The sequence below is a fragment of the Alicycliphilus denitrificans K601 genome (assembly GCF_000204645.1).
In the GTDB taxonomy this organism is placed as follows: Bacteria; Pseudomonadota; Gammaproteobacteria; order Burkholderiales; family Burkholderiaceae_C; genus Alicycliphilus; species Alicycliphilus denitrificans.
The window spans coordinates 2,405,123-2,424,613 of record NC_015422.1 but is presented as its reverse complement, the minus strand read 5'-3'; the positions used below and the strand labels follow the sequence as shown (position 1 = coordinate 2,424,613).

At 69.6% G+C, this 19,491-nt stretch carries 18 protein-coding genes and 1 tRNA gene; 7 read left to right on the top strand and 12 right to left on the bottom strand.

All coding sequences use genetic code 11. From position 1 onward, the window contains the following. Nucleotides 1–123: 123 nt before the first annotated feature. Together ALIDE2_RS11570 and sbcB are read right to left on the bottom strand one after the other, a co-directional pair. Nucleotides 124–972, bottom strand: a complete 849-nt coding sequence (locus tag ALIDE2_RS11570; protein WP_013518966.1) for an NAD-dependent protein deacetylase — start codon at nucleotides 970–972, stop codon at nucleotides 124–126. Beyond that, nucleotides 944–2,380, bottom strand: a complete 1,437-nt coding sequence (gene sbcB / locus ALIDE2_RS11565; protein ID WP_013518965.1) for an exodeoxyribonuclease I — start codon at nucleotides 2,378–2,380, stop codon at nucleotides 944–946. Before sbcB ends, ALIDE2_RS11570 begins: the two co-directional genes overlap by 29 nt. A gap of 73 nt (nucleotides 2,381–2,453) precedes the next feature. On the opposite strand from sbcB, the gene ALIDE2_RS11560 reads away from it, so the two are divergent. Then, nucleotides 2,454–3,755 (top strand): lytic murein transglycosylase, encoded by a 1,302-nt coding sequence (locus tag ALIDE2_RS11560; RefSeq protein WP_420796274.1) that lies wholly within the window; start codon nucleotides 2,454–2,456, stop codon nucleotides 3,753–3,755. 70 nt (nucleotides 3,756–3,825) lie between these two features. Here ALIDE2_RS11560 and ALIDE2_RS11555 read toward each other — a convergent pair whose 3' ends face one another. From ALIDE2_RS11555 to ALIDE2_RS11535, 5 genes are all read right to left on the bottom strand, one after another. Continuing rightward, the gene (locus tag ALIDE2_RS11555) at nucleotides 3,826–4,536 is read right to left on the bottom strand and encodes an ABC transporter ATP-binding protein (RefSeq protein WP_013518963.1); all 711 of its coding nucleotides are present in this window, start codon (nucleotides 4,534–4,536) and stop codon (nucleotides 3,826–3,828) included. A 4-nt stretch (nucleotides 4,537–4,540) separates the two neighbouring features. Beyond that, the gene (locus ALIDE2_RS11550) at nucleotides 4,541–5,740 is read right to left on the bottom strand and encodes an ABC transporter permease (RefSeq protein ID WP_013518962.1); all 1,200 of its coding nucleotides are present in this window, start codon (nucleotides 5,738–5,740) and stop codon (nucleotides 4,541–4,543) included. Next, entirely contained in the window at nucleotides 5,737–6,888 is a 1,152-nt protein-coding gene (locus ALIDE2_RS11545) for an efflux RND transporter periplasmic adaptor subunit (protein ID WP_013518961.1), read from the bottom strand. The genes ALIDE2_RS11550 and ALIDE2_RS11545 overlap by 4 nt, the downstream gene beginning before the upstream one ends. Continuing rightward, nucleotides 6,885–7,493 carry a TetR/AcrR family transcriptional regulator gene (locus ALIDE2_RS11540; RefSeq protein ID WP_013722141.1) on the bottom strand — a complete coding sequence of 203 codons (609 nt, stop codon included), beginning with the start codon at nucleotides 7,491–7,493 and terminating at the stop codon, nucleotides 6,885–6,887. Before ALIDE2_RS11540 ends, ALIDE2_RS11545 begins: the two co-directional genes overlap by 4 nt. A 282-nt stretch (nucleotides 7,494–7,775) precedes the next feature. Beyond that, nucleotides 7,776–7,868: transfer RNA gene (locus ALIDE2_RS11535), tRNA-Ser, on the bottom strand. Between the two features lie 75 nt (nucleotides 7,869–7,943). Between ALIDE2_RS11535 and ALIDE2_RS11530 the strand changes: the two genes are divergently transcribed. Further along, complete coding sequence (locus ALIDE2_RS11530) at nucleotides 7,944–9,299, top strand: chloride channel protein (RefSeq protein WP_013722140.1); 1,356 nt, start codon at nucleotides 7,944–7,946, stop codon at nucleotides 9,297–9,299. A 46-nt stretch (nucleotides 9,300–9,345) separates the two neighbouring features. On the opposite strand, the gene ALIDE2_RS11525 is transcribed toward ALIDE2_RS11530, so the two are convergent. From ALIDE2_RS11525 to cysS, 5 genes are all read right to left on the bottom strand, one after another. Further along, on the bottom strand, nucleotides 9,346–10,617 hold the full coding sequence (locus tag ALIDE2_RS11525) for an aspartate kinase (RefSeq protein WP_013518959.1): 1,272 nt from the start codon (nucleotides 10,615–10,617) through the stop codon (nucleotides 9,346–9,348). 36 nt (nucleotides 10,618–10,653) lie between these two features. Next, on the bottom strand, nucleotides 10,654–11,661 hold the full coding sequence (gene tilS / locus ALIDE2_RS11520) for a tRNA lysidine(34) synthetase TilS (protein ID WP_013518958.1): 1,008 nt from the start codon (nucleotides 11,659–11,661) through the stop codon (nucleotides 10,654–10,656). 67 nt (nucleotides 11,662–11,728) lie between these two features. Continuing rightward, on the bottom strand, nucleotides 11,729–12,706 hold the full coding sequence (locus tag ALIDE2_RS11515) for an acetyl-CoA carboxylase carboxyltransferase subunit alpha (protein WP_013518957.1): 978 nt from the start codon (nucleotides 12,704–12,706) through the stop codon (nucleotides 11,729–11,731). A 51-nt stretch (nucleotides 12,707–12,757) separates the two neighbouring features. Then, nucleotides 12,758–13,405: a DNA-3-methyladenine glycosylase family protein gene (locus ALIDE2_RS11510; protein WP_013518956.1), complete on the bottom strand. Its 648-nt coding sequence runs from the start codon at nucleotides 13,403–13,405 to the stop codon at nucleotides 12,758–12,760. Nucleotides 13,406–13,450: 45 nt separating this feature from the next. After that, on the bottom strand, nucleotides 13,451–14,827 hold the full coding sequence (gene cysS / locus ALIDE2_RS11505) for a cysteine--tRNA ligase (RefSeq protein ID WP_013518955.1): 1,377 nt from the start codon (nucleotides 14,825–14,827) through the stop codon (nucleotides 13,451–13,453). A 223-nt stretch (nucleotides 14,828–15,050) separates the two neighbouring features. Here cysS and ALIDE2_RS11500 point away from each other — a divergent pair, with 223 nt between their 5' ends. The 5 genes from ALIDE2_RS11500 to ALIDE2_RS11480 all read left to right on the top strand — a co-directional run bounded on the left by ALIDE2_RS11500 (nucleotide 15,051) and on the right by ALIDE2_RS11480 (nucleotide 19,490). Continuing rightward, entirely contained in the window at nucleotides 15,051–16,121 is a 1,071-nt protein-coding gene (locus ALIDE2_RS11500) for a L,D-transpeptidase Cds6 family protein (RefSeq protein ID WP_013722139.1), read from the top strand. A 78-nt stretch (nucleotides 16,122–16,199) separates the two neighbouring features. Beyond that, nucleotides 16,200–17,570, top strand: coding sequence for a L,D-transpeptidase family protein (locus ALIDE2_RS11495; RefSeq protein ID WP_013518953.1), 1,371 nt, complete (start codon nucleotides 16,200–16,202; stop codon nucleotides 17,568–17,570). Then, nucleotides 17,567–18,154 (top strand): peptidylprolyl isomerase, encoded by a 588-nt coding sequence (locus ALIDE2_RS11490; protein WP_013518952.1) that lies wholly within the window; start codon nucleotides 17,567–17,569, stop codon nucleotides 18,152–18,154. The genes ALIDE2_RS11495 and ALIDE2_RS11490 overlap by 4 nt, the downstream gene beginning before the upstream one ends. 21 nt (nucleotides 18,155–18,175) lie before the next feature. Beyond that, nucleotides 18,176–18,703 carry a peptidylprolyl isomerase gene (locus ALIDE2_RS11485; protein WP_013518951.1) on the top strand — a complete coding sequence of 176 codons (528 nt, stop codon included), beginning with the start codon at nucleotides 18,176–18,178 and terminating at the stop codon, nucleotides 18,701–18,703. Between the two features lie 4 nt (nucleotides 18,704–18,707). Continuing rightward, nucleotides 18,708–19,490, top strand: a complete 783-nt coding sequence (locus ALIDE2_RS11480) for a UDP-2,3-diacylglucosamine diphosphatase (protein WP_013722138.1) — start codon at nucleotides 18,708–18,710, stop codon at nucleotides 19,488–19,490. The last annotated feature ends 1 nt before the right edge of the window (nucleotide 19,491 follow it).

The window sequence follows — 19,491 nt, the reverse complement described above, 5'->3', positions numbered from 1 at the left end:
TTCTGGAACGTATCGGCCTAGGGCCTGCCATTGTCCCTATGCCCCGGCGGCGCCCGTGTAGGCCAAACGGCCAATTTGGGTCAAATAGCCACTCAAATCCCGCCCATCAAGCATCAGCAGCTATCAATACGATAGTTGCTCCAGCGTCTGCCCCACGTCCGCCTCCAGCTTGAGCGCCAGCAGGCCGTCGGCGCGCGTGCGGCCGCGGTTGATGGCGGCCACGGGCAGGCCCCGCTGCGCCGCCGCCTGCACGAAGCGATAGCCCGAATACACCATGAGCGATGAGCCCGCGACCAGCACCGCGTCGGCGCGGGCCAGGGCGGCGTGGGCCGCATCGACGCGCCCGCGCGGCACGCTCTCGCCGAAGAACACCACGTCGGGCTTGAGCAGGCCGGTGCCGCAGCGCGGGCACGGCGGCACGTCGAAGGATTGGAAGTCACGCCCCTCCAGGTCGGCGTCGCCGTCGGGCGCGGCGCTGGCCTGCAATGCGGCCCAGGCGGGGTTGCGCCGCAGCAGCTCGCGCTGCAGTTCGGCGCGGGGCGTGCGCGCCTCGCAGTCCATGCAGCGCACGGTGTCGATGCGGCCATGCAGGTCGATCACGCGCCGGCTGCCGGCGGCATGGTGCAGGCCGTCCACGTTCTGGGTCAGCAGCAGCTCGATGCGGCCCTGCCGCTCCAGCCGCGCGAGCGCATGGTGCGCCGCGCCGGGCCGCGCACCGCCCATCACGGGCCAGCCGGCGAGGCTGCGCGCCCAGTAGCGCCGGCGCGTGGCCGCGTCGCCCATGAAGGCCTGGTAGGTGACGGGCTGGGGGCGCTTCCAGTCGCCGTTCTCGTCGCGGTAGTCGGGAATGCCGGCCCCGGTGCTGCAGCCCGCGCCAGTGACCACGAACAGGCGCGGGTGGAGGCGCAGCCAGTCCCGCAGCGGCCCGATGGCAAGCCCCGGGTCACATGCCGGGGGCGATGCCTTCGGCATAGTCGTAGATGGCGCCCAGGATGGCCTCGGTGCGCTCGTCGTCGGCTTGTTCGCCCAGCTCGTCCAGGCGCTCGAACAGGGCGTCGAAGGTCAGGCCGCCGCCCTCGCCCTCCACCAGCATGGCGACGCGGTGCGCCTCCCAGCGCTCGTGCTCCTCGGGCGAGAGCGTCTGCGGGAAGTTGCGCGCGCGGTAGCGCCAGACCAGCTCGGCCAGGCGCTCGTCGTCAAACCCGGGGCGCTCGCGCGCGAGCTCTTCGGGCGAGAGCGCGCGCAGGCGGTTCAGGCGCCGGCGGTCCTCGTTGCCGAGGAAGCCGCCGTACAGGTCCTGGTCCACGTCCACGGGCCCCTCCTGCGGCCTTTGGAACACCTGGGCCCAGATGGCGCTCATGTCGGGCAGCCGGCGCGCGGCCTCGGCGTGCCGCGCGGCCTGCGCCATGTCCAGGCCCCAGCGCTGGGCCACGGCGGGCGTGAGCGTGTTCACGTTGCCCACCACCATGGGCGACTTGTTCAGGTGCACGCTCTTGAGCGGCAGGCGCGTGACGCCCTCGGGCAGGTCGGCCGCGCGCGTGAACAGGCGCTGGCGGATCTCGTCGGCGGAAAGCGTGGCCAGCTCGGCCGGGTCGTGCGCTAGGTCCCAGGCCAGCAGCTCGTTCTTGTTCGTGGGGTGGCTGGCCAGCGGCCACATCACGGCCAGGCACCCGCGCTCGGCGCCGAACATGCCCGAGACATGCAGGAACGGCCGGGCCGTCTGCGCGGTGGCGGGCAGGCGCAGCTCGGCCGCCACGCGGTCCTTCTTGCGCAGGCCGAGCGCGAAGTCGAACAGCCGGGGATTGCGCGCGCGCACGAGCCGCGCCAGCGCTATCGTCGCGCGCACGTCCGACAGCGCGTCGTGCGCGGCCTCGTGCGCCAGGCCGTTGGCCTTCGTCAGGTTCTCCAGCCTGAAGCTGGTCTTGCCATCGGCCACGGGCCACTCGATGCCGTCCGGGCGCAGCGCGTAGGCCAGGCGCACGACGTCCAGCAGGTCCCAGCGGCCGCACTGGTTCTGCCACTCGCGCGCGTAGGGGTCCATGAGGTTGCGCCAGAACATGAAGCGCGTGATCTCGTCGTCGAAGCGGATGGTGTTGTAGCCCACGCCGATGGTGCCGGGCAGCGCCAGCTCGGCCTCGATGCGCGCGGCGAACTGATGCTCGGGCACGCCCTTCTCCAGGCACAGCTGCGGCGTGATGCCAGTGATGAGGCATGACTGCGGGTCCGGCAGGTAGTCGTTGGCCGGCCGGCAGTACAGCATCAGCGGCTCGCCGATCTCGTTCAGCTGCGCATCGGTGCGTATGGCCGCGAACTGCGCCGGCCGGTCGCGGCGCGTGTCGGTTCCGAAGGTTTCGTAGTCGTGCCAGAGGAAGGTGTGCATGGGCAGGGAAAGTTGCAGCCGGAAACAAGGCAAGGCCCGAGTATGCATGGCCCGTGCCGTCACAATGGGCGCCATGCGTTCTCTGCTTCTGCCCACCGCCATAGGCCTGGCGGTCCTCGCGGGCTGCGCCAGCCAGCCCACCCCACCCGCCGCTCCCGCCCCCATTCCCGCTACGCCGCCACCGGCAGCCGCCACGCCCGCGCCGCTCCCCGCGCCCGAACCAGAACCCGCCGCCAGTGGCACGGCGGACACCATCGCGGGCTTCCACGCCTGGCTGGAGGCCTTCGCCCGGGAGGCGCTGGCGGCCGGCATCCACACGCAGACCGTGGACGCCATGCTGGCCCGCGCCCAGTGGCAGCCCCGGGTGGTGGAGCTCGACCGCGCCCAGCCCGAATTCACGCGAACGCCCTGGGCCTACCTGGACAGCGCCGTCTCGCCCCAGCGCGTGGCCCAGGGGCGCGAGCAGCGCCGCCTGCATGCCGCCGCTCTGGAAGCGGCCGAGCAGCGCTACGGCGTGCCGGCCAGCATCATCACGGCCATCTGGGGCATGGAGAGCAACTACGGCCGCAACTTCGGCAGCTTCTCCACCATCGACGCCCTAGCCACGCTGGCCTACGACGGCCGGCGCCGCGACTGGGCGCGCGGCGAGCTGCTGGCGACGCTGCGCATCGTGGACCAGGGCGACATGGCGGCCGACGCGCTCGTGGGCTCCTGGGCCGGGGCCATGGGCCACACGCAGTTCCTGCCCTCGGTGTTCCTGCGCTTCGCGGTGGACGCCGACGGCGACGGCCGCCGCGACATCTGGGGCAGCGTGCCCGACGTGGCCGCCTCCACGGCGAACTTCCTGGCCCACTCGGGCTGGAAGAGCGGCCAGCCCTGGGGCGTGGAGGTGCGGCTGCCGCCCGGCTTCGACTACGCGCGCGCTGAGCTGGGCGTGCGCCAGACGAGCGACGCCTGGGCCGCCGAGGGCGTGCGCGGCATCGACGGCGCCGCCCTGCCGCAGCTGCCGGACGCCTCCATCCTCACGCCCGCGGGCGCGCGCGGCCCGGCCATCCTGGTCGGCCCCAACTTCCGCGCCCTGCTGCGCTACAACAATTCGGTGAACTACGCCCTGGCCGTGGGCCTGCTGGCGCGCCGGATCGACGGCGGCGCGGGCCTGTCCACCCCCTGGCCGCGCGACCTGCAGCCCCTGTCGCGCAGCGACGTCAAGACATTGCAGGAACTGCTCAACGCCCGCGGCCTGGACGCCGGCACGCCTGACGGCGTGGCCGGCCCGGCCACGCGCGCCGGCGTGCGCCGCTACCAGCAGAGCCTGGGCCTGCCGGCCGACGGCTACGCCACGCGCGAGCTGCTGCAGCAGCTGCAGGAGCCATGAGGCTCAAGCTCTTTCATTGATAGCTGACAGCGCTTGATGGACGGGCGCTGGAGCCTGTTTTGACTGAAAATCACTCGAACCCGCGCCCCTCGCCCGCCTCCTCGTGGGTCACGCCGTCGCGTATGTGGTAAATGCGCTTGAAGGTGGGGATGATCTTCTCGTCGTGCGTGACGACGATGACGGCAGTCTGCAGGCGCCGCGCCATGTCGTTGAGGATGCGTATCACTGCCATCGCGCGCTGCGAATCGAGCGGCGCCGTGGGCTCGTCGGCCAGGATCACCGGCGGGCGGTTGACCAGGCCGCGAGCGATGGCCACGCGCTGCTGCTCGCCGCCCGACAGCTGCGAGGGCATGGCCTTGGCGCGGTGCTGCACGTCCAGCGCGGTGAGCAGCTCCAGCGCGCGCCGGCGCGCCTCGTCGTTGGGGACGCCGGCCAGCATGGGCAGCAGGGCCACGTTGTCGGTCGCGTCCAGGAACGGGATCAGGTAAGGCGCCTGGAACACGAAGCCGATCTGGTCGCGGCGCAGGGCGCCCAGGTCGCGGACCTTCCAGCCGTCGTCGTAGATGACCCGGTCGTCCAGCGTCATGCGCCCGGACGTGGGATCGATCACCGCGCCCAGGCACTTGAGCAGCGTGCTCTTGCCCGAGCCCGAGGGGCCGATCAGGCCCACCACCTCGCCGGGCGCAACCTGCATGTTCACGTCCTTGAGCGCCAGGAACGCCGTGTCGCCCGCGCCGTAGCGCTTGCTCAGGCGCTCTATGCGTATGCCTTGCCGTTTCACGGCATCACCCTATCGCCTGCGCGGGATCGACCCGCAGCGCCACGCGTATGGCCACCACGCTGGAGAGCACGCAGATCGCCATCACGGCGGCAAAGCCCGCCACGGTGTCGAACGGCACCAGCAGCACGTACTTCGGGAACAGCGGCGCGGCGAAGGTGGCCGTGATCTTGCCGACGACGAAGCCGATCAGGCCCAGCACCAGGGCCTGCTGCACGATCATGGCGGCAATCGTGCGGTTGCGCGTGCCTATGAGCTTGAGCACGGCGATTTCGCGGATCTTGTCCATGGTCAACGTGTAGATCAGGAACGCGACGATGGCCGCGCTGACCAGCGCCAGGATCACCAGGAACATGCCGATCTGTTTGGCAGAGGTGGCAATGAGCTTGCCCACGAGGATGCCTTCCATCTGCGCGCGGTCGTAGACCGTCAGGCGCAGCCAAAGGCGGATCGGATCGGCCACCTCCTGCGGCGTGAAGCCGGGCCGCAGGCGCACCAGCACGGCGTTCACCTGGCCGTTGCTGGTCTGCGAGGCGATCACCGCATCGAGCAGGTCGGGCACGGCCGGGCGGTTGAAGGCCGGGTTGGCCTCGGTGCGGCGACGCTGCATGAGGACGGCGTCGTTGTCCTTGAGGAACTGCGCCGCCTGCGCATCCTTGAGCGGTATGAACACCATGGGATCGCCGGCGGACGACACCATGCGCCGCGTGAGACCCACCACGGTGTAGCGGTTGCGGCGGATCTTCAGCACGTCGCCCAGGCGCACGCCGGCGGCGGCGTCGGCAACGGCCTCGTAATGCCCGCGCGTGATCTGGCGCCCCGCCACCAGCTGCGGCGGCCAGCCCGGCACGCCGGGCCCGCCCGCGGCGACGCCTACCACCATCGCGCGCACGTCCTTGTCGCCGTGGCCCACCTGCATGGTCAGGTAGGTGACGTTGGCCGCCTGCGCCACGCCGGGCATGGCGCGCAGGCTGCGCCACAGGTCATCGGGCACGCTGGACGATTCGGCATAGGGGCCCAGCGTGTCCCTCTGCACCACCCACAGATCGGCGCCGCTGTTATCCAGCAGCACCCTGCCGTCGTCCACCATGCCGCGGTACACGCCAGCCATGGTCAGCGTCACGCCGATCAGCAGGCCCAGGCCTATGCCGGTGAAGACGAACTTGCCCCAGGCATGCAGGATGTCGCGCCCGGCCAGGCTGATCATGGAGACACCCCAGCGATGCGCTCGACCACGTGCACGCGGCTCTTGGGGCCCAGGGTCCTTTCGCTGTAGACCACGATGGCGTCGCCCACGGCCAGGCCCTCCCGCACCTGCACCTGGCCGTCCAAGTCTGCGCGGCCCAGGCGCAGCGGCGCGAAGGCCAGCTCGCCATCCTTGAACTTCCACACACCGCGCTGGCCGTCCACGGTACGCAAGGCGGCGTTGGGAATGGTCGGCGCCTCGGGCAGCGGTGGCAGATGCACGGTGACCTCGGCCAGCTCCCCGATCGGGGGCAGCGGCCGGGGCAGCGCATCGAAGATGACTTTGGCCAGCAGTTCCTCGGTCACCGCGTCGGCCAGCGGCTCGGTGCGCAGCACGCGCGCGGCCAGCGGCTGGCCGTGGCGCGAGCGCAGCACCACCTCGGCCGGCAGGCCGGCCGCCAGTCCCTGGGCGCTGATCTGGTCGAAGCGCGCATCCACCCACAGGCTGGCGGGGTCCATGAGCCTGATCACCGCCTGTCCCGCCACGACGGTGGTGCCGGGGTCGGCGTCGCGCGCGGCCACCAGCCCGGCCACGGGGGCTACCAGGCGCAGGTTGCCGCGCTGCGCGCGCAGCGCCTGCAGCTCCGAGCGCAGGCGGCTCGCGTCCTCGCGCGCGGCCGCCAGCGCGGCATCGGCCACGGCCAGCTCCTGCTGCCGGGTGGCGAGGTTTTCCTCGCTGGTCGCACGCACGGACACCAGTTGCCCGTAGCGCCGCGCCTGATCCAGAGCGTAGCTCTGCCGGGCCTCTGCCTGGCGCAGGCCAGCCTCGGCACTCTTGATCGCGGCCTGCTGGGCGCGTATGCGCTCGTCCAGGTCCACGGGGTCCATCTCGCCCAGCACCTGGCCCGCCCGCACCATGTCCCCCACATGTACGTCCAGGCGTTGCACGCGGCCAGCGGCAGTGGGGCCGATCTTGTAGATGTAGCGTGCCTGCACCGTGCCGATGCCCGCCAGCGCCGGGGCCACTGCGCGCGACTGCACCGTGCCCAGCGTCACGGCCACCGGCGCCAGCGGCCCCGAGCGCAGCACGACATAGACGAACAAGGCCGCCAGTGGCACGATGGCGGCGATCAGCGCCAGCGTGCGACGCTGCAGGTGCGGCACCTTCATCGCGCCCTCCCGATGCCGCGGCGATAGATGGCGAACACCTGCGCCGCATCGCGGCGCATGCGCGCCACGTCGCCTGCCAGCAGGGACTGCATCACCAAACCCTGCACCGTGCCAATGAACAGCACGGCGGCGGCCTGCACGTCGAGCCCCTCATCCAGCTCGCCCCGCGCCTTGCCGGCCTCAAGCAGGCCGCGCAGCCGCTCGCCGTAGTGGACGAGCAATGTCTGCACCAGTTGCTTCGGGACGGTCTGCTCCTGCCGCTGCAGCTCGCCAAAAATGAGACGCGGAACGCCCGGATGCTCGGACACGAAGTCGATGTGTGCCATGAACACCGCCTCCAGTGCCGCGGCCGGCGACGCCGCTGCCTGCGCCGCCCGGTCCACTCGAGACAGCAGGCGCTGCGCGACCCAGGACATGACCGCCTGCAGGATGGCGTCCTTGCTCGGAAAGTGGCGAAACAGCGCTCCCTGGGTCACCCCCATCTTCTGAGCGATGGCGGTGGTCGTGATGTCGACCGGATTCTGCTGCGCCGCCAGGGCGATCACCGCCTCCACCGTGGCATTGCGCCGCTCGTCGGCCGGTAGATACCTGGAATGTTCGGTCATGGTCATGGCCGCCAAAAGAAAGTAATTTATTACTATCTTATGGAGACCATGATGGAATGCAAGCGCCGGCGCGTGAAAGCCCCAGCAAGTCAAAGCCCTACAGGCAACAGGTGATGGAACTGCGGCCAACGGGCGCCTCTGCCCAGAAGATGATTTTCGTTTCTTGGACCGCACCGGCGTACAGGCTTCAGCTGCGGTGGAGACAGCCAGAAAGCAAAAAAGCCGCAACCTGGAAGGGTTGCAGCTTTTGCTTTTGCGGGCTTTCAGCGGGAGAAAGCCACCTGGCGGAGACGGAGGGATTCGAACCCTCGATGAGGCTCTACACCCCATACTCCCTTAGCAGGGGAGCACCTTCGGCCACTCGGTCACGTCTCCGCAATCCCGCCATTATGCCTCAATTCGAGGCCGCTCCAGCGGAAGTAGACTCTACGGCAAGAAAGTGGCCGAAGGATGCACCAGGAACCCGATTTCTTCCACAACCTGCGCCAGGAGTTCGCAGACGGCTGGCGCTGGGTGGAGCGCAGCATCGTGCTGGCTTATGCGGCAGCGGCGGGCCTATGCGTGGTGGCCTTCACGCTGCTGTCGAACCTGGCGTTCGAATGGTTTATGCGCCTGTACCACTGGCATGGCGGCTGGGCCGTTCTGCTGTGGACGCCCGCGCTCACGGCCGCCATCGTCTGGGCCACGCGGCGCTGGGCGCCGGGCGCGGCGGGCTCTGGCATTCCCCAGGTGATGGCGGCGCAGGAGGCGGCGCTGACCGGCGCCCAGCGCAGCGGCCTCGTCTCGCTGCGGCTCTCCATCGCCAAGATCGTGCTCGCGGGCTTCGGGTTTCTTGCGGGACTGTCGATCGGACGCGAGGGGCCTTCGGTGCAAGTGGCCGCAGGCGTGATGCACCATGCGCGGCGCTGGTTCGGTCCGCGCACGGGCATCACCGGGCATGCACTGCTGGTGGCGGGCGGAGCGGCGGGGATCGCGGCGGCCTTCAACGCTCCGCTGGCCGGGGTTCTGTTCGCCATCGAGGAGCTTGCGCGCAAGCTCGAATCGCGCGCCAGCGGCCTCATTCTTTCGGCCATCGTGCTGGCGGGCCTGATGGGGGTGTCGGCGTTTGGCAACCTGACCTACTTCGGCCGCATCCAGGTGACCGCGCTGGGCTGGGATGCGCTGCTGCCGGGCCTGTGCGTGGCGCTGGCCTGCGGCGTGCTGGGCGGGCTGTTCGCCAAGGTGATGGCGGCCTCGCTCACGGGCGCGCCGAACCGCTTCAACCGGCTGCGCGAGCGCTTTCCGATCCGCTTTGCGGCGGCGGGCGGACTGGTCCTTGCGGCGATCGGCCTGGTGACGGAGGGCGCCACCTTTGGCGCGGGCTCCGAGGCGGTGAAGCACATGCTGGCGGGCCATGCCGAAGTGCCGGCCTTCTTCGTCACGCTCAAGTTCATCGCCACCTGGCTTTCGGCCTGGGTGGGCGCGCCCGGGGGCATCTTCGCGCCCTCGCTGTCCATCGGCGCAGGCATCGGGCACAACGTGTCGCTGTTCGCTGGCGCGGCCATCGCGCCCGCGCTCATCGCCATGGGCATGGCGGCCTTTCTCGCGGCGGTGACGCAGGCGCCGCTCACGGCGTTCATCATCGTCATGGAGATGGTGGACGGCCACGCCATGGTGCTCAGCCTGATGGCGGCGGCGATGCTGGCCAGCCTGGTCTCGCGCATGCTGGCGCGGCCCTTGTACGGGGCGCTGGCCCAGCACATGCTGAAGATGGCCCTGCCCGCGCCCGAGGAGGCGCAAGGCGGCCCCGCCAGGCAGCGCCAATAAAAAACGGGCCGCCAGGGCCCGTTCTCCATTGCGATGCCGCCGGGAATCAGGCGGCTGCCGGCTGATCCAGGTCGAAGGCCTTGTGCAGGGCGCGCACGGCCAGTTCCAGGTACTTGTCCTCGATCACGACCGAGGTCTTGATTTCGGAGGTGGAGATCATCTGGATGTTGATGCCCTCCTCGCTCAGCACGCGGAACATCTTGGCGGCCACGCCCACGTGGCTGCGCATGCCAATACCGACGATGCTGACCTTGCAGATGGCGGTATCGCCCACCACTTCCTGCGCGCCCAGGGCGGGCACCACCTTTTCCCTGAGCAGTTCCAGCGTGCGCGCGTGGTCGTTGTGGTTGACGGTGAAGCTGAAGTCGGTGCGGCCATCCTTGCTGATGTTCTGGATGATCACGTCCACTTCGATGTTGGCGTCGGCCACGGGGCCCAGGATCTGGTAGGCGATGCCGGGCTTGTCGGGCACGCCGAGCACGGAGATCTTGGTTTCGTCGCGGTTGAAAGCGATGCCGGAAACGACGGCTTGTTCCATTTGTTCGTCTTCCTCAAAGGTGATCAGGGTGCCGGATTTGGCCTCTTCGTTGATGTCGATGTCCCAGGGCGTGAAGCTGGAGAGCACGCGCATGGGCACCTTGTACTTGCCGGCAAACTCCACCGAGCGGATCTGCAGCACCTTGCTGCCCAGGCTGGCCATTTCCAGCATCTCCTCGAAGCTCACGCTCTTGAGGCGCCTGGCCTGCGACACGACGCGCGGGTCGGTGGTGTAGACGCCGTCCACGTCGGTGTAGATCAGGCATTCGTCGGCCTTCATGGCTGCGGCCACGGCCACGGCCGAGGTGTCGGAGCCGCCGCGGCCCAGCGTGGTGATGTTGCCCTCGTCGTCGATGCCCTGGAAGCCCGTGATGATGACCACCCTGCCCGCGTCCAGGTCGGCGCGCACGCGCTTGTCGTCTATGGATTCGATGCGCGCCTTGGTGTAGCTGCTGTCGGTGCGGATCGGCACCTGCCAGCCGGCGTAGCTCACCGCCTCCATGCCTTCGGCCTGCAGCGCGATGGCCAGCAGGGCCGACGATGCCTGCTCGCCGGTGGCGGCCAGCATATCCTGCTCGCGGTGGAAGGCCGCGCTCGCGCGCGCGGGGGCGAGGTCTTTGGCCAGGGCCAGCAGGCGGTTGGTTTCGCCACTCATGGCGCTGGGCACCACCACGACCTGGTGGCCGGCCCGTGCCCACTTGGCTACGCGCTTGGCGACGTTGCGGATGCGCTCGGTCGAGCCCATCGAGGTGCCGCCGTATTTATGAACGAACAGTGCCATGGAATATCTGCGATGACGGAACGCTGATGGGCGGCGCTATTGCGAAGGTTGTTTTGGTGCGCCGCCGTCCCGTGCGGAAATAAGGTCCAAAACCGGTCGATTGTACCAACCGAGCGCGCCTGCTTCGCGCACCACGTGGCCGCTGCCCACCTTGAGGTGGATGCGGTGTCCGCGCGTGGCGCAGGCGGCGATCTGGTCGAGCAGAGCATCGAGCTGCGCGCTCGCCGGCGTGGTGCCGTGCGCGCTGCGCAGCCAGTGGCGCAGCACGTTGGCCTGGCGCGCGCGGCTCAGGAGCCGCAGCGCCGCGATGCGCGGCGGCTGGCCGACGGCGGCCAGGTCTGCCCGGGCCAGTTCCTGCAACAGTTCGCTGGCCTGCGCCGCGTGCGCGCAGCTGCGCGCAAAGGTATCGCGGAAATGCGGGAAGGCCTGCTGCAGCGCGGGCAGCAGCCGGCGGCGGATACGGTTGCGCGTGTAGCGCTCGTCGGCATTGGTGGGGTCTTCCACCCAGTGCTCGCCCTGCTGCTGCAGCCAGGCGCGCACGTCGGCGCCGGCCACGCGCAACAGCGGCCGGCTCCAGTGCAGACCGCCGCGCTCCCACTGCGCGGGCATGGCGGCCAGGCCGGCCACGCCGGCGCCGCGCGACAGGGCCAGCAGCAGGGTCTCGACCTGGTCGTCGGCATGCTGCGCCAGCGCTATTGTTCCGATAGCTGCCCGCGCTTGATTGTCGAGCGCCAGGGCCTCGAAAGCCTTGTAGCGCGCCTGGCGCGCCGCATCTTCGGGGCTCTGGCCACTGGCGTGGCGCGCATCCACGCGACGCACGGACAGCGGCACCTGCAGGCGCGCGCACAGTGCCACGCAATGCTGCTCGAACCCGTCCGCCGCGGCCTGCAGGCCGTGGTGCACGTGGAAGGCGTGCACCTGCCCGGGCCAGCGCCCGGCGCAAGCGAGCAGGAGCGCCGTCGAGTCCGCGCCGCCGCTCAGACCCACGGCCAGGGGCAGCCGGGGCGCGAAGGCATGCATGGCGGCGTCGAAGGACTGGGTCATGGGCGCGATGGTCGCACACAAGGCGCGACGACCCCGAGGGGCCGTCGTCGTCAAGACCGGGGGAGGTTCAGCGACTGTCGGCCTTGGTGTCGGTGAAGCGGCCGTAGCTTTGCAGGCGCTCGTAGCGGCGCTCCAGCAGTTCCTTGGGCTTCAAGTCCGACAGCTGGCGATAGGCGTCGCCCAGCGCGCGCTTGAGGAAGGCGGCCATCTGCTTGTGGTCGCGGTGCGCGCCGCCCACGGGTTCGTTGACGATCTTGTCCACCAGGCCCAGGGCTTTGAGGCGGTGCGCCGTGATGCCCATGGCGTCGGCCGCGTCCTGCGCCTTGTCGCTGGTCTTCCAGAGGATGGAGGCGCAGCCCTCGGGACTGATGACGGAGTAGATCGAGTACTGCAGCATGATGACTTGGTCGGCCACGCTGATGGCCAGCGCGCCGCCGGAGCCGCCCTCGCCGATCACGGTGGTAACGATGGGCACCTCGAGCTGCGCCATCTCGTAGATGTTGCGGCCGATGGCCTCGGACTGGCCGCGCTCCTCGGCGTCGATGCCGGGGAAGGCGCCGGGCGTGTCCACGAAGGTGAACACGGGCAGCCTGAACTTCTCGGCCGTCTTCATGAGGCGCAGGGCCTTGCGGTAGCCCTCGGGCTTGCTCATGCCGAAGTTGCGCGCGGCGCGCTCCTTGGTGTCGCGCCCCTTCTGGTGGCCCAGCACCATGCAGGCGTGGCCGTTGAAGCGCGCGAGGCCCCCGACGATGGACTGGTCGTCAGCGAAGTGGCGGTCGCCGTGCAGCTCCACGAAGTCCGTGAAGATCTCCCTCACGTAGTCCATGGTGTAGGGGCGCTCGGGGTGGCGCGCGATCTTCGTGATCTGCCAGGGGGTCAGGTCGCTGTAGATGTCCTTGGTGAGCTGGTGGCTTTTCTTGCTGAGCTGATCGATCTCCTCGGAGATATCGACCGCGCTCTCGTTTTGGACATACCGCAGTTCTTCGATCTTGGATTCCAGCTCGGCAATGGGCTGCTCGAAGTCCAGAAAGGTCTTTTTTGCCAACTTGTTTCTCCTCGGGGCGTGCCCGAAACCGGCCGCCCTGCTCCCGTGTTATCAATAGTCAACCGGCAGGGGGGCGAGCGACCGCCAAATATACCAACTCGCCACGCTGCACCAGGGCTTCCAGGCCTCGGCGACCTCGCGCGCGTCGCTGCGGCTCACGGGGTCGCCCGAAAAATAATGCCGGCTGATGCCCTGGATCAGGGTGGTGTCGTCCAGCGGCAGCACGTTGGGCCGCGCCAGGTGGAAGATCAGGAACATGTCGGCCGTCCAGCGGCTGATGCCGCGGATGGCCACCAGCTCGGCGACGATGGCCGCATCGTCCATCTGGCCCCACTGCTTCACGTGCAGCTGGCCGCTGTCGAAGTGCAGCGCCAGGTCGACCAGGTATTCCACCTTGCGCGCCGAAAGGCCGGCCGCGCGCATGTCGTCCACCTTGAGCTTGAGCACGCTGCGCGGCGTCATGCTGCGCGGCAGCGCGGCGAACTGGTCCCACACGCGCTGCGCCGATGCCACGGACACCTGCTGGCCCACGATGGAGCGCGCCAGCGTGCTGAACGCGTCCCCGCGCGGGTACGGCGCCACGTCGCCCACCTGGGGGATCAGGCGGCGCATCACGCGATCCCGCTTGGTCAGGTGCTTGCAGGCCTCGGCCCAATAGTCGGGAGGGGTTGCTTCTGCTGTTTTTTTTATAGCTGCCACAGCTTACCCCGCCTGCATCAGAGGCATATTTGAGTCTGAATACATTTACTGCGCCGCCTCCCAGGTCGTGCCCGCGGCGGAGTCCTTGAGCACGATACCCTGGGCCAGCAGGTCGGCGCGGATGCGGTCGGCCTCGGCGAAGTTCTTCGCGGCCTTGGCGGCCGCGCGCGCGGCGATCCGGGCCTGGATGGCCGGTTCGTCGAGCCCCGCGCCGGCCTTCAGGAAGGCCTGCGGGTCGCCCTGCAGCAGGCCCAAGTGGCCGCCCAGTGCCTTGAGCAGCCCGGCCGCCCCGGGCGACTTGCTGCGGTTGACCTCGCCCGCGAGGTCGAACAGCACGGCCACGGCCTCGGGCGTGCCGAAGTCCTCATCCATGGCCGCCTTGAAACGCGCGGCGTGCGGCTCCGCCCAATCGATCGCCACGGGCGCGGGCGCGACCAGGCTCAGCGCGGTGTACAGGCGCTTCAGGGCGGCGCGCGCGTCGTCCAGGTGCACGTCGCTGTAGTTCAGCGGGCTGCGGTAGTGGCTGCGCACGACGAAGAAGCGCACGGTTTCGGCGTCGTACTCCTTGAGCACGTCGCGGATGGTGAAGAAGTTGCCCAGGCTCTTGGACATCTTCTCGTTGTCCACGTTGATGAAGCCGTTGTGCATCCACACCCGGGCGAAGGGCTTGCCCGTGGCGCCCTCGCTCTGGGCGATCTCGTTCTCGTGGTGGGGGAAGGCCAGGTCGGCGCCGCCGCCGTGGATGTCGAAGCTCTCGCCCAGCAGCGTGCAGCCCATGGCCGAGCATTCGATGTGCCAGCCCGGGCGGCCCTCGCCGTAGGCGCTTTGCCACTTGACCTCGGCGGGCTCCTCGGGCTTGGCGCCCTTCCAGAGCACGAAGTCCAGCGGGTCGAGCTTGCCGTCCTGCACGGCCACGCGCTCGCCGGCGTTGAGCTCGTCGAGCGACTTGCCCGAGAGCCTGCCGTAGCCCGGGAACTTGCGCACCGCGTAGTTCACGTCGCCGTTGGCCGCCTGGTAGGCCAAGCCCCTGCTCTGCAGCGTGCCGATCATGGAGAGCATCTGCGGCACGTACTCGGTGGCGCGCGGCTCGTGCGTGGGGCGCTCGATGCCCAGGGCGTCGGCGTCCTCGTGCAGTGCGTCGATCATGCGGTCCGTCAGGCTGCGGATGGTTTCGCCGTTCTCCACGGCGCGGCGGATGATCTTGTCGTCGATGTCGGTGATGTTGCGCACGTAGGTGACGGCCAGGCCCGAGGCGCGCAGCCAGCGCTGCACCACGTCGAAGGCGATCATGGAGCGCGCATGGCCCAGGTGGCACAGGTCGTACACCGTCATGCCACACACGTACATGCGTACATGGCCGGCCTCGAGCGGGGAAAAGTCTTCCAATGCACGCGACAGCGTGTTGTAGATGCGCAAACTCATGGGACAACAGTGAGAAACAGTGGCAATTGCAGCCGGCGTGCCGCGTGGCCGGCCAGGCGATACCCGGCAGCCAGCGCGGTATCCAAAGACGGCTGCAGGCCTGGCGCGCACCGTAGCCAAGGCCGGCGGCGGAGCGGCGCCGTCATGACACCCCCTCAGCTACAATCGTCGCAGTATAAGCGCCTCTCTCTGCCACCTCGGCATTCCCACCCAGCCCTCGCCAATGAAGCACGCAAGCTGCCCCCTTTCCCGACTCCTGCGCATTGCCACCCTGTCGGCGCTGTTGGGGATGCCACTGGCCCATGCGGCGGACGACTACTCCGAGATCACGCAGCTGCTGCGCACCGGCAAGGCGCAGGAGGCCCTCGTCAAGGCCGACCAGCGCATCGCCGCCAACCCGCGCGACCCCCAGCTGCGCTTTCTGCGCGGCGTGGCGCAGGCCGACACTGGCAAGCAGGCCGACGCCATCGCCACGTTCACCAAGCTCACGGAAGACTATCCCGAACTGCCCGAGCCCTACAACAACCTGGCGGTGCTCTACGCCAACCAGAACCAGCTCGACAAGGCGCGCGCCGCCCTGGAGATGGCCATCCGCACCAACCCCAGCTACGCCACGGCGCATGAGAACCTCGGCGACATCTATGCCAAGCTGGCGGGCCAGGCCTACAACAAGGCCCTGCAGCTGGACGCCACCCAGGCCAACTCGCTGCGCCCCAAGCTTGCCCTGATCCGCGAGCTGTTCTCCGCCGACGCCAAGGCGACCGTCTCCAAGGTGGCCTCCTCCGCGCGCGCGCCTGCGCCTGCGCCCGCTCCGGCTGCCGCTCCCACACCGGCACCCGCCGCCGCACCGGCGCCGGCGCCCACTCCTGCCCCCGCTGCCGCGCCCCAGGCCGCGCCGGCAGCGCCCGCCGATGCCCCGGCACCGGCGGCGCCCAAGGCCGCCGCCTCCAGCAGCGCCGAGAAGGACGTGGCGAAGGCCGTCCACGCCTGGGCGGCCGCATGGGAGAGCCAGGACATGAACGCCTACCTGGGCGCCTACGCCAAGAACTTCCGGCCCCAGAACCAGTCGAGCCGCGCGGCCTGGGAGAAGGAGCGCCGCGAACGCATCGTCGGCCGCGCCAAGATCACCGTGGACATCAGCGACCTGCGCGTCCATGTGGACGGCGACAAGGCCCAGGCGCGTTTCCGCCAGCAATACAGCTCGGGCAGCATGAACGTCTCGAGCCGCAAAACGCTGGACATGGTGAACCAAAGTGGCCACTGGTCCATCGTCCGTGAATCCACGGGCGGCTGAGTTCCCAGCGCGCGCCCTGCCCCTGGCTGGATGCGGCGCGGGCGCCGCCGCAAGCCGTTTTCACGACGCACACCACGCATGCCCCTGAGCCCCTTCCCCTTCGGCCATGCCCTGGCCACGGCCGTCATGGCCGGGTTGCTGGCTGCGCCCGCCGCGGCGGCACAAGGTGAGAAGAAGGCCCGCCAGCCATCGGGCAAGAAGGCGCAGCAGCGCAAGCCCGTGCGCGCCGCGGCCCCCGCCCCCCTGCGCGACGGCGACGCGGAGCGGCGCCTGCTCGAAATCTACCGCCTGACGGCCGAGGGGCACGCCCGCCAGGCCCTGCCCCTGGCCGAGCGCCTGGTGCGCGACCACCCCAACTTCCAGCTCGCCCAGCTGGCGCTTGGAGACCTGCTGGCCGCCAGGGCGCGCCCCGTGGGCCGGGTGGGCGACGTGGCCATGCCGCCGCCCGCGGCCGCCGCCAGGCCCATGCCGGCGCAGATTCCGGGCATCTCGCTGGCCTCGGCTGCTGCGGCGCCGACGCCGCAGGCGCTGCCGCCCGCGGCGATCGACACGCTGTCGGACCTGCGCGCCGAATCGCGCCTGCGCGTGGATGCTCTCAAGGCCCGCCCCCCGCAGGGCAGCATCCCGGCCCAGTTCCTGGAGCTGTCTGCGCGCACGCGCCACGCCATCGCCATGGACGCCTCGCGCTCGCGGCTGTACCTGTTCGAGAACACCGACAAGGGGCTGGTGCTGGTGGCCGACTACTACGCCTCTGTCGGCAAGCTGGGGACCGAAAAGCAGGCCGAGGGCGATCAGCGCACGCCGCTGGGCGTGTACTACATCACCAGCCGGCTCGATCCCGCGACGCTCAAGGACTTCTACGGCGCGGGCGCCCTGCCCATCAACTACCCCAATCCGCTGGACCTGCGCAGGGGCAAGACCGGTAGCGGCATCTGGCTGCACGGCACGCCCCCCAGCCAGTTCTCGCGCGCCCCGCTGGCCACCGACGGCTGCCTGGTCCTGGCCAACCCGGACCTGGAGCGCCTGCTGAAGACGGTGGAGCCGCGCACCACGCCCGTGGTGATCGCCAGGGAACTGCGCTGGGTCAAGCCCCAGGCGCTGCAGGCCGAGCGCCAGTCGTTCCACGACGTGCTTGAAGCCTGGCGCAGCGCCAAGTCCCAGGGCGACACGCAGCGTCTGCTGGGCTTTTATGCTCCCGAATTCCAGAGCCACCGGAACCAGGATCTGCAGCAGTGGTCACAAGCCCTGCAGGCCGAGGCCCAGGCACTGCAGGGCCGCGCCGTAGCACTCAAGGACAAGAGCGTGCTGCGCTGGACCGACAGCAGCGACACCATGGTGGTGACCTTCGGCGAAGTGACCGAAGGCACCCGCACGGGCCCCGTCAAGCGCCAGTACTGGACCCGCAAGGGGGCCCGCTGGCAGATCTTTTTCGAAGGAGTGATCGGATGATTTCCAGAAGAACCTCGGCACTGGCACTGGCCGGCGCCATGCTTGGCACGCTGCTGGGCACGCCCCCCGCGCTGGCCCAGACCGCGGCGGCTCCCCAGGTGAAGCTCGCCACGTCCATGGGGGACATCGTGCTGCAGCTCGATGCGGCCAAGGCGCCCAGGACCGTGGAGAACTTCCTCTCCTACGTGCGGGACAAGCACTACGACGGCACCATCTTCCACCGCGTGATCGACGGCTTCATGATCCAGGGCGGCGGCTTCACGCCCGACATGCAGCAAAAGCCCACCAAGGCCCCCATCCAGAACGAGGCCGCCAATGGCCTGAAGAACGACAGGTACACCATCGCCATGGCGCGCACGGCCGATCCCAACTCGGCCACGGCGCAGTTCTTCATCAACGTGAAGGACAACGCCATGCTCAACGCCCCCAGCCCCGATGGCCACGGCTATGCCGTGTTCGGCAAGGTGGTGAGCGGCACCGAGGTGGTGGACAAGATCAAGGCCGTGGCCACGGGCAACCGCGGGCCCTACCAGAACGTGCCCACCACGCCCGTGATCATCCAATCCGCAACCCTGGTCAAGTAGACAACCGAAAGGACACCCGCCATGAGCAACCCGCAAGTCGAACTGCACGTCACCATCAACGTGGCCGAGACGGCCACCCCCGGCGTCATCACGCTGGAGCTGGACTCCGCCAACGCGCCCAAGTCCACCGAGAACTTCCTGGCCTACGTGAACAAGGGCCACTACGACGGCACCATCTTCCACCGCGTGATCAAGGGCTTCATGATCCAGGGCGGCGGCTTCACGCCCGACATGAAGCAAAAGCCCACCGACACGCCCATCGAGAACGAGGCCGCCAACGGCCTGAAGAACGACCAGTACACCATCGCCATGGCCCGCACCGGCGACCCGCACAGCGCCACGGCCCAGTTCTTCATCAACGTGGTGGACAACGGCTTCCTGAACCACACCGCGCCCACGCCCCAGGGCTGGGGCTACGCCGTGTTCGGCAAGGTGGTCAAGGGCCAGGACGTGGTGGACGCGATCAAGAAGGTGCGCACCACGCGCAAGGGCTTCCACGACGACGTGCCGTTCGACGCCGTGGTGATCGACAAGGCCGTGGCGCTGTAAGCCCATGGCCGCGACCGTGCCGCCCATCGCCGAGCTGGCAGCGCCGGCCGCGTGGCGCACGGTCGATTTCGTTTCCGATCTGCACCTGGAGGGCAGCCACCCAGCCACGGTGCAGGCATTCGCGCGCTACCTTGCCGCGACGCCCGCCGACGCGGTGTTCCTGCTCGGCGACCTGTTCGAGGTCTGGGTGGGCGACGACGCGATCGACGAGCGCGGCAGCTTCGAGAGCGAATGCTGCGAGCTGCTCGCGCAGGCCGCGCGCCGACGTCCCCTGTTCTTCATGCACGGCAACCGCGACTTCCTCGTGGGCGTGGGCTTCACGCGGCGCACGGACATTCCCGTGCTGGCCGACCCCACGGCGCTCACGTTCGCGGGCCGGCACTGGCTGCTCTCGCACGGCGACGCGCTGTGCCTGCAGGATGTGGAGTACCAGCGCTTTCGCGCCCTCGCGCGCGACCCGCAATGGCAGGCGCAGCTGCTCGCGCGCCCGCTGCATGAGCGCCGCGCCCAGGGCCGCAGCGCGCGCAGCGAGAGCGAGGCGCGCAAGCAGGCCGGCACGGCCCCCTATGCCGACGTGGACAACGCCGCCGCCATCGAATGGCTGCGCGCCGCGCGCGCCGGTGCGCTGATCCACGGCCACACGCACCTGCCGGCGAACCACGTGCTCGCGCCCGGCCTCGCGCGCCACGTGCTCACCGACTGGGACCTGGAGGCCACGCCGCCGCGCGCCGGCGTGCTGCGGCTCACGGACGCGGGCTTGCAGCGCATCCCGCTCGCCCCCACGTAGC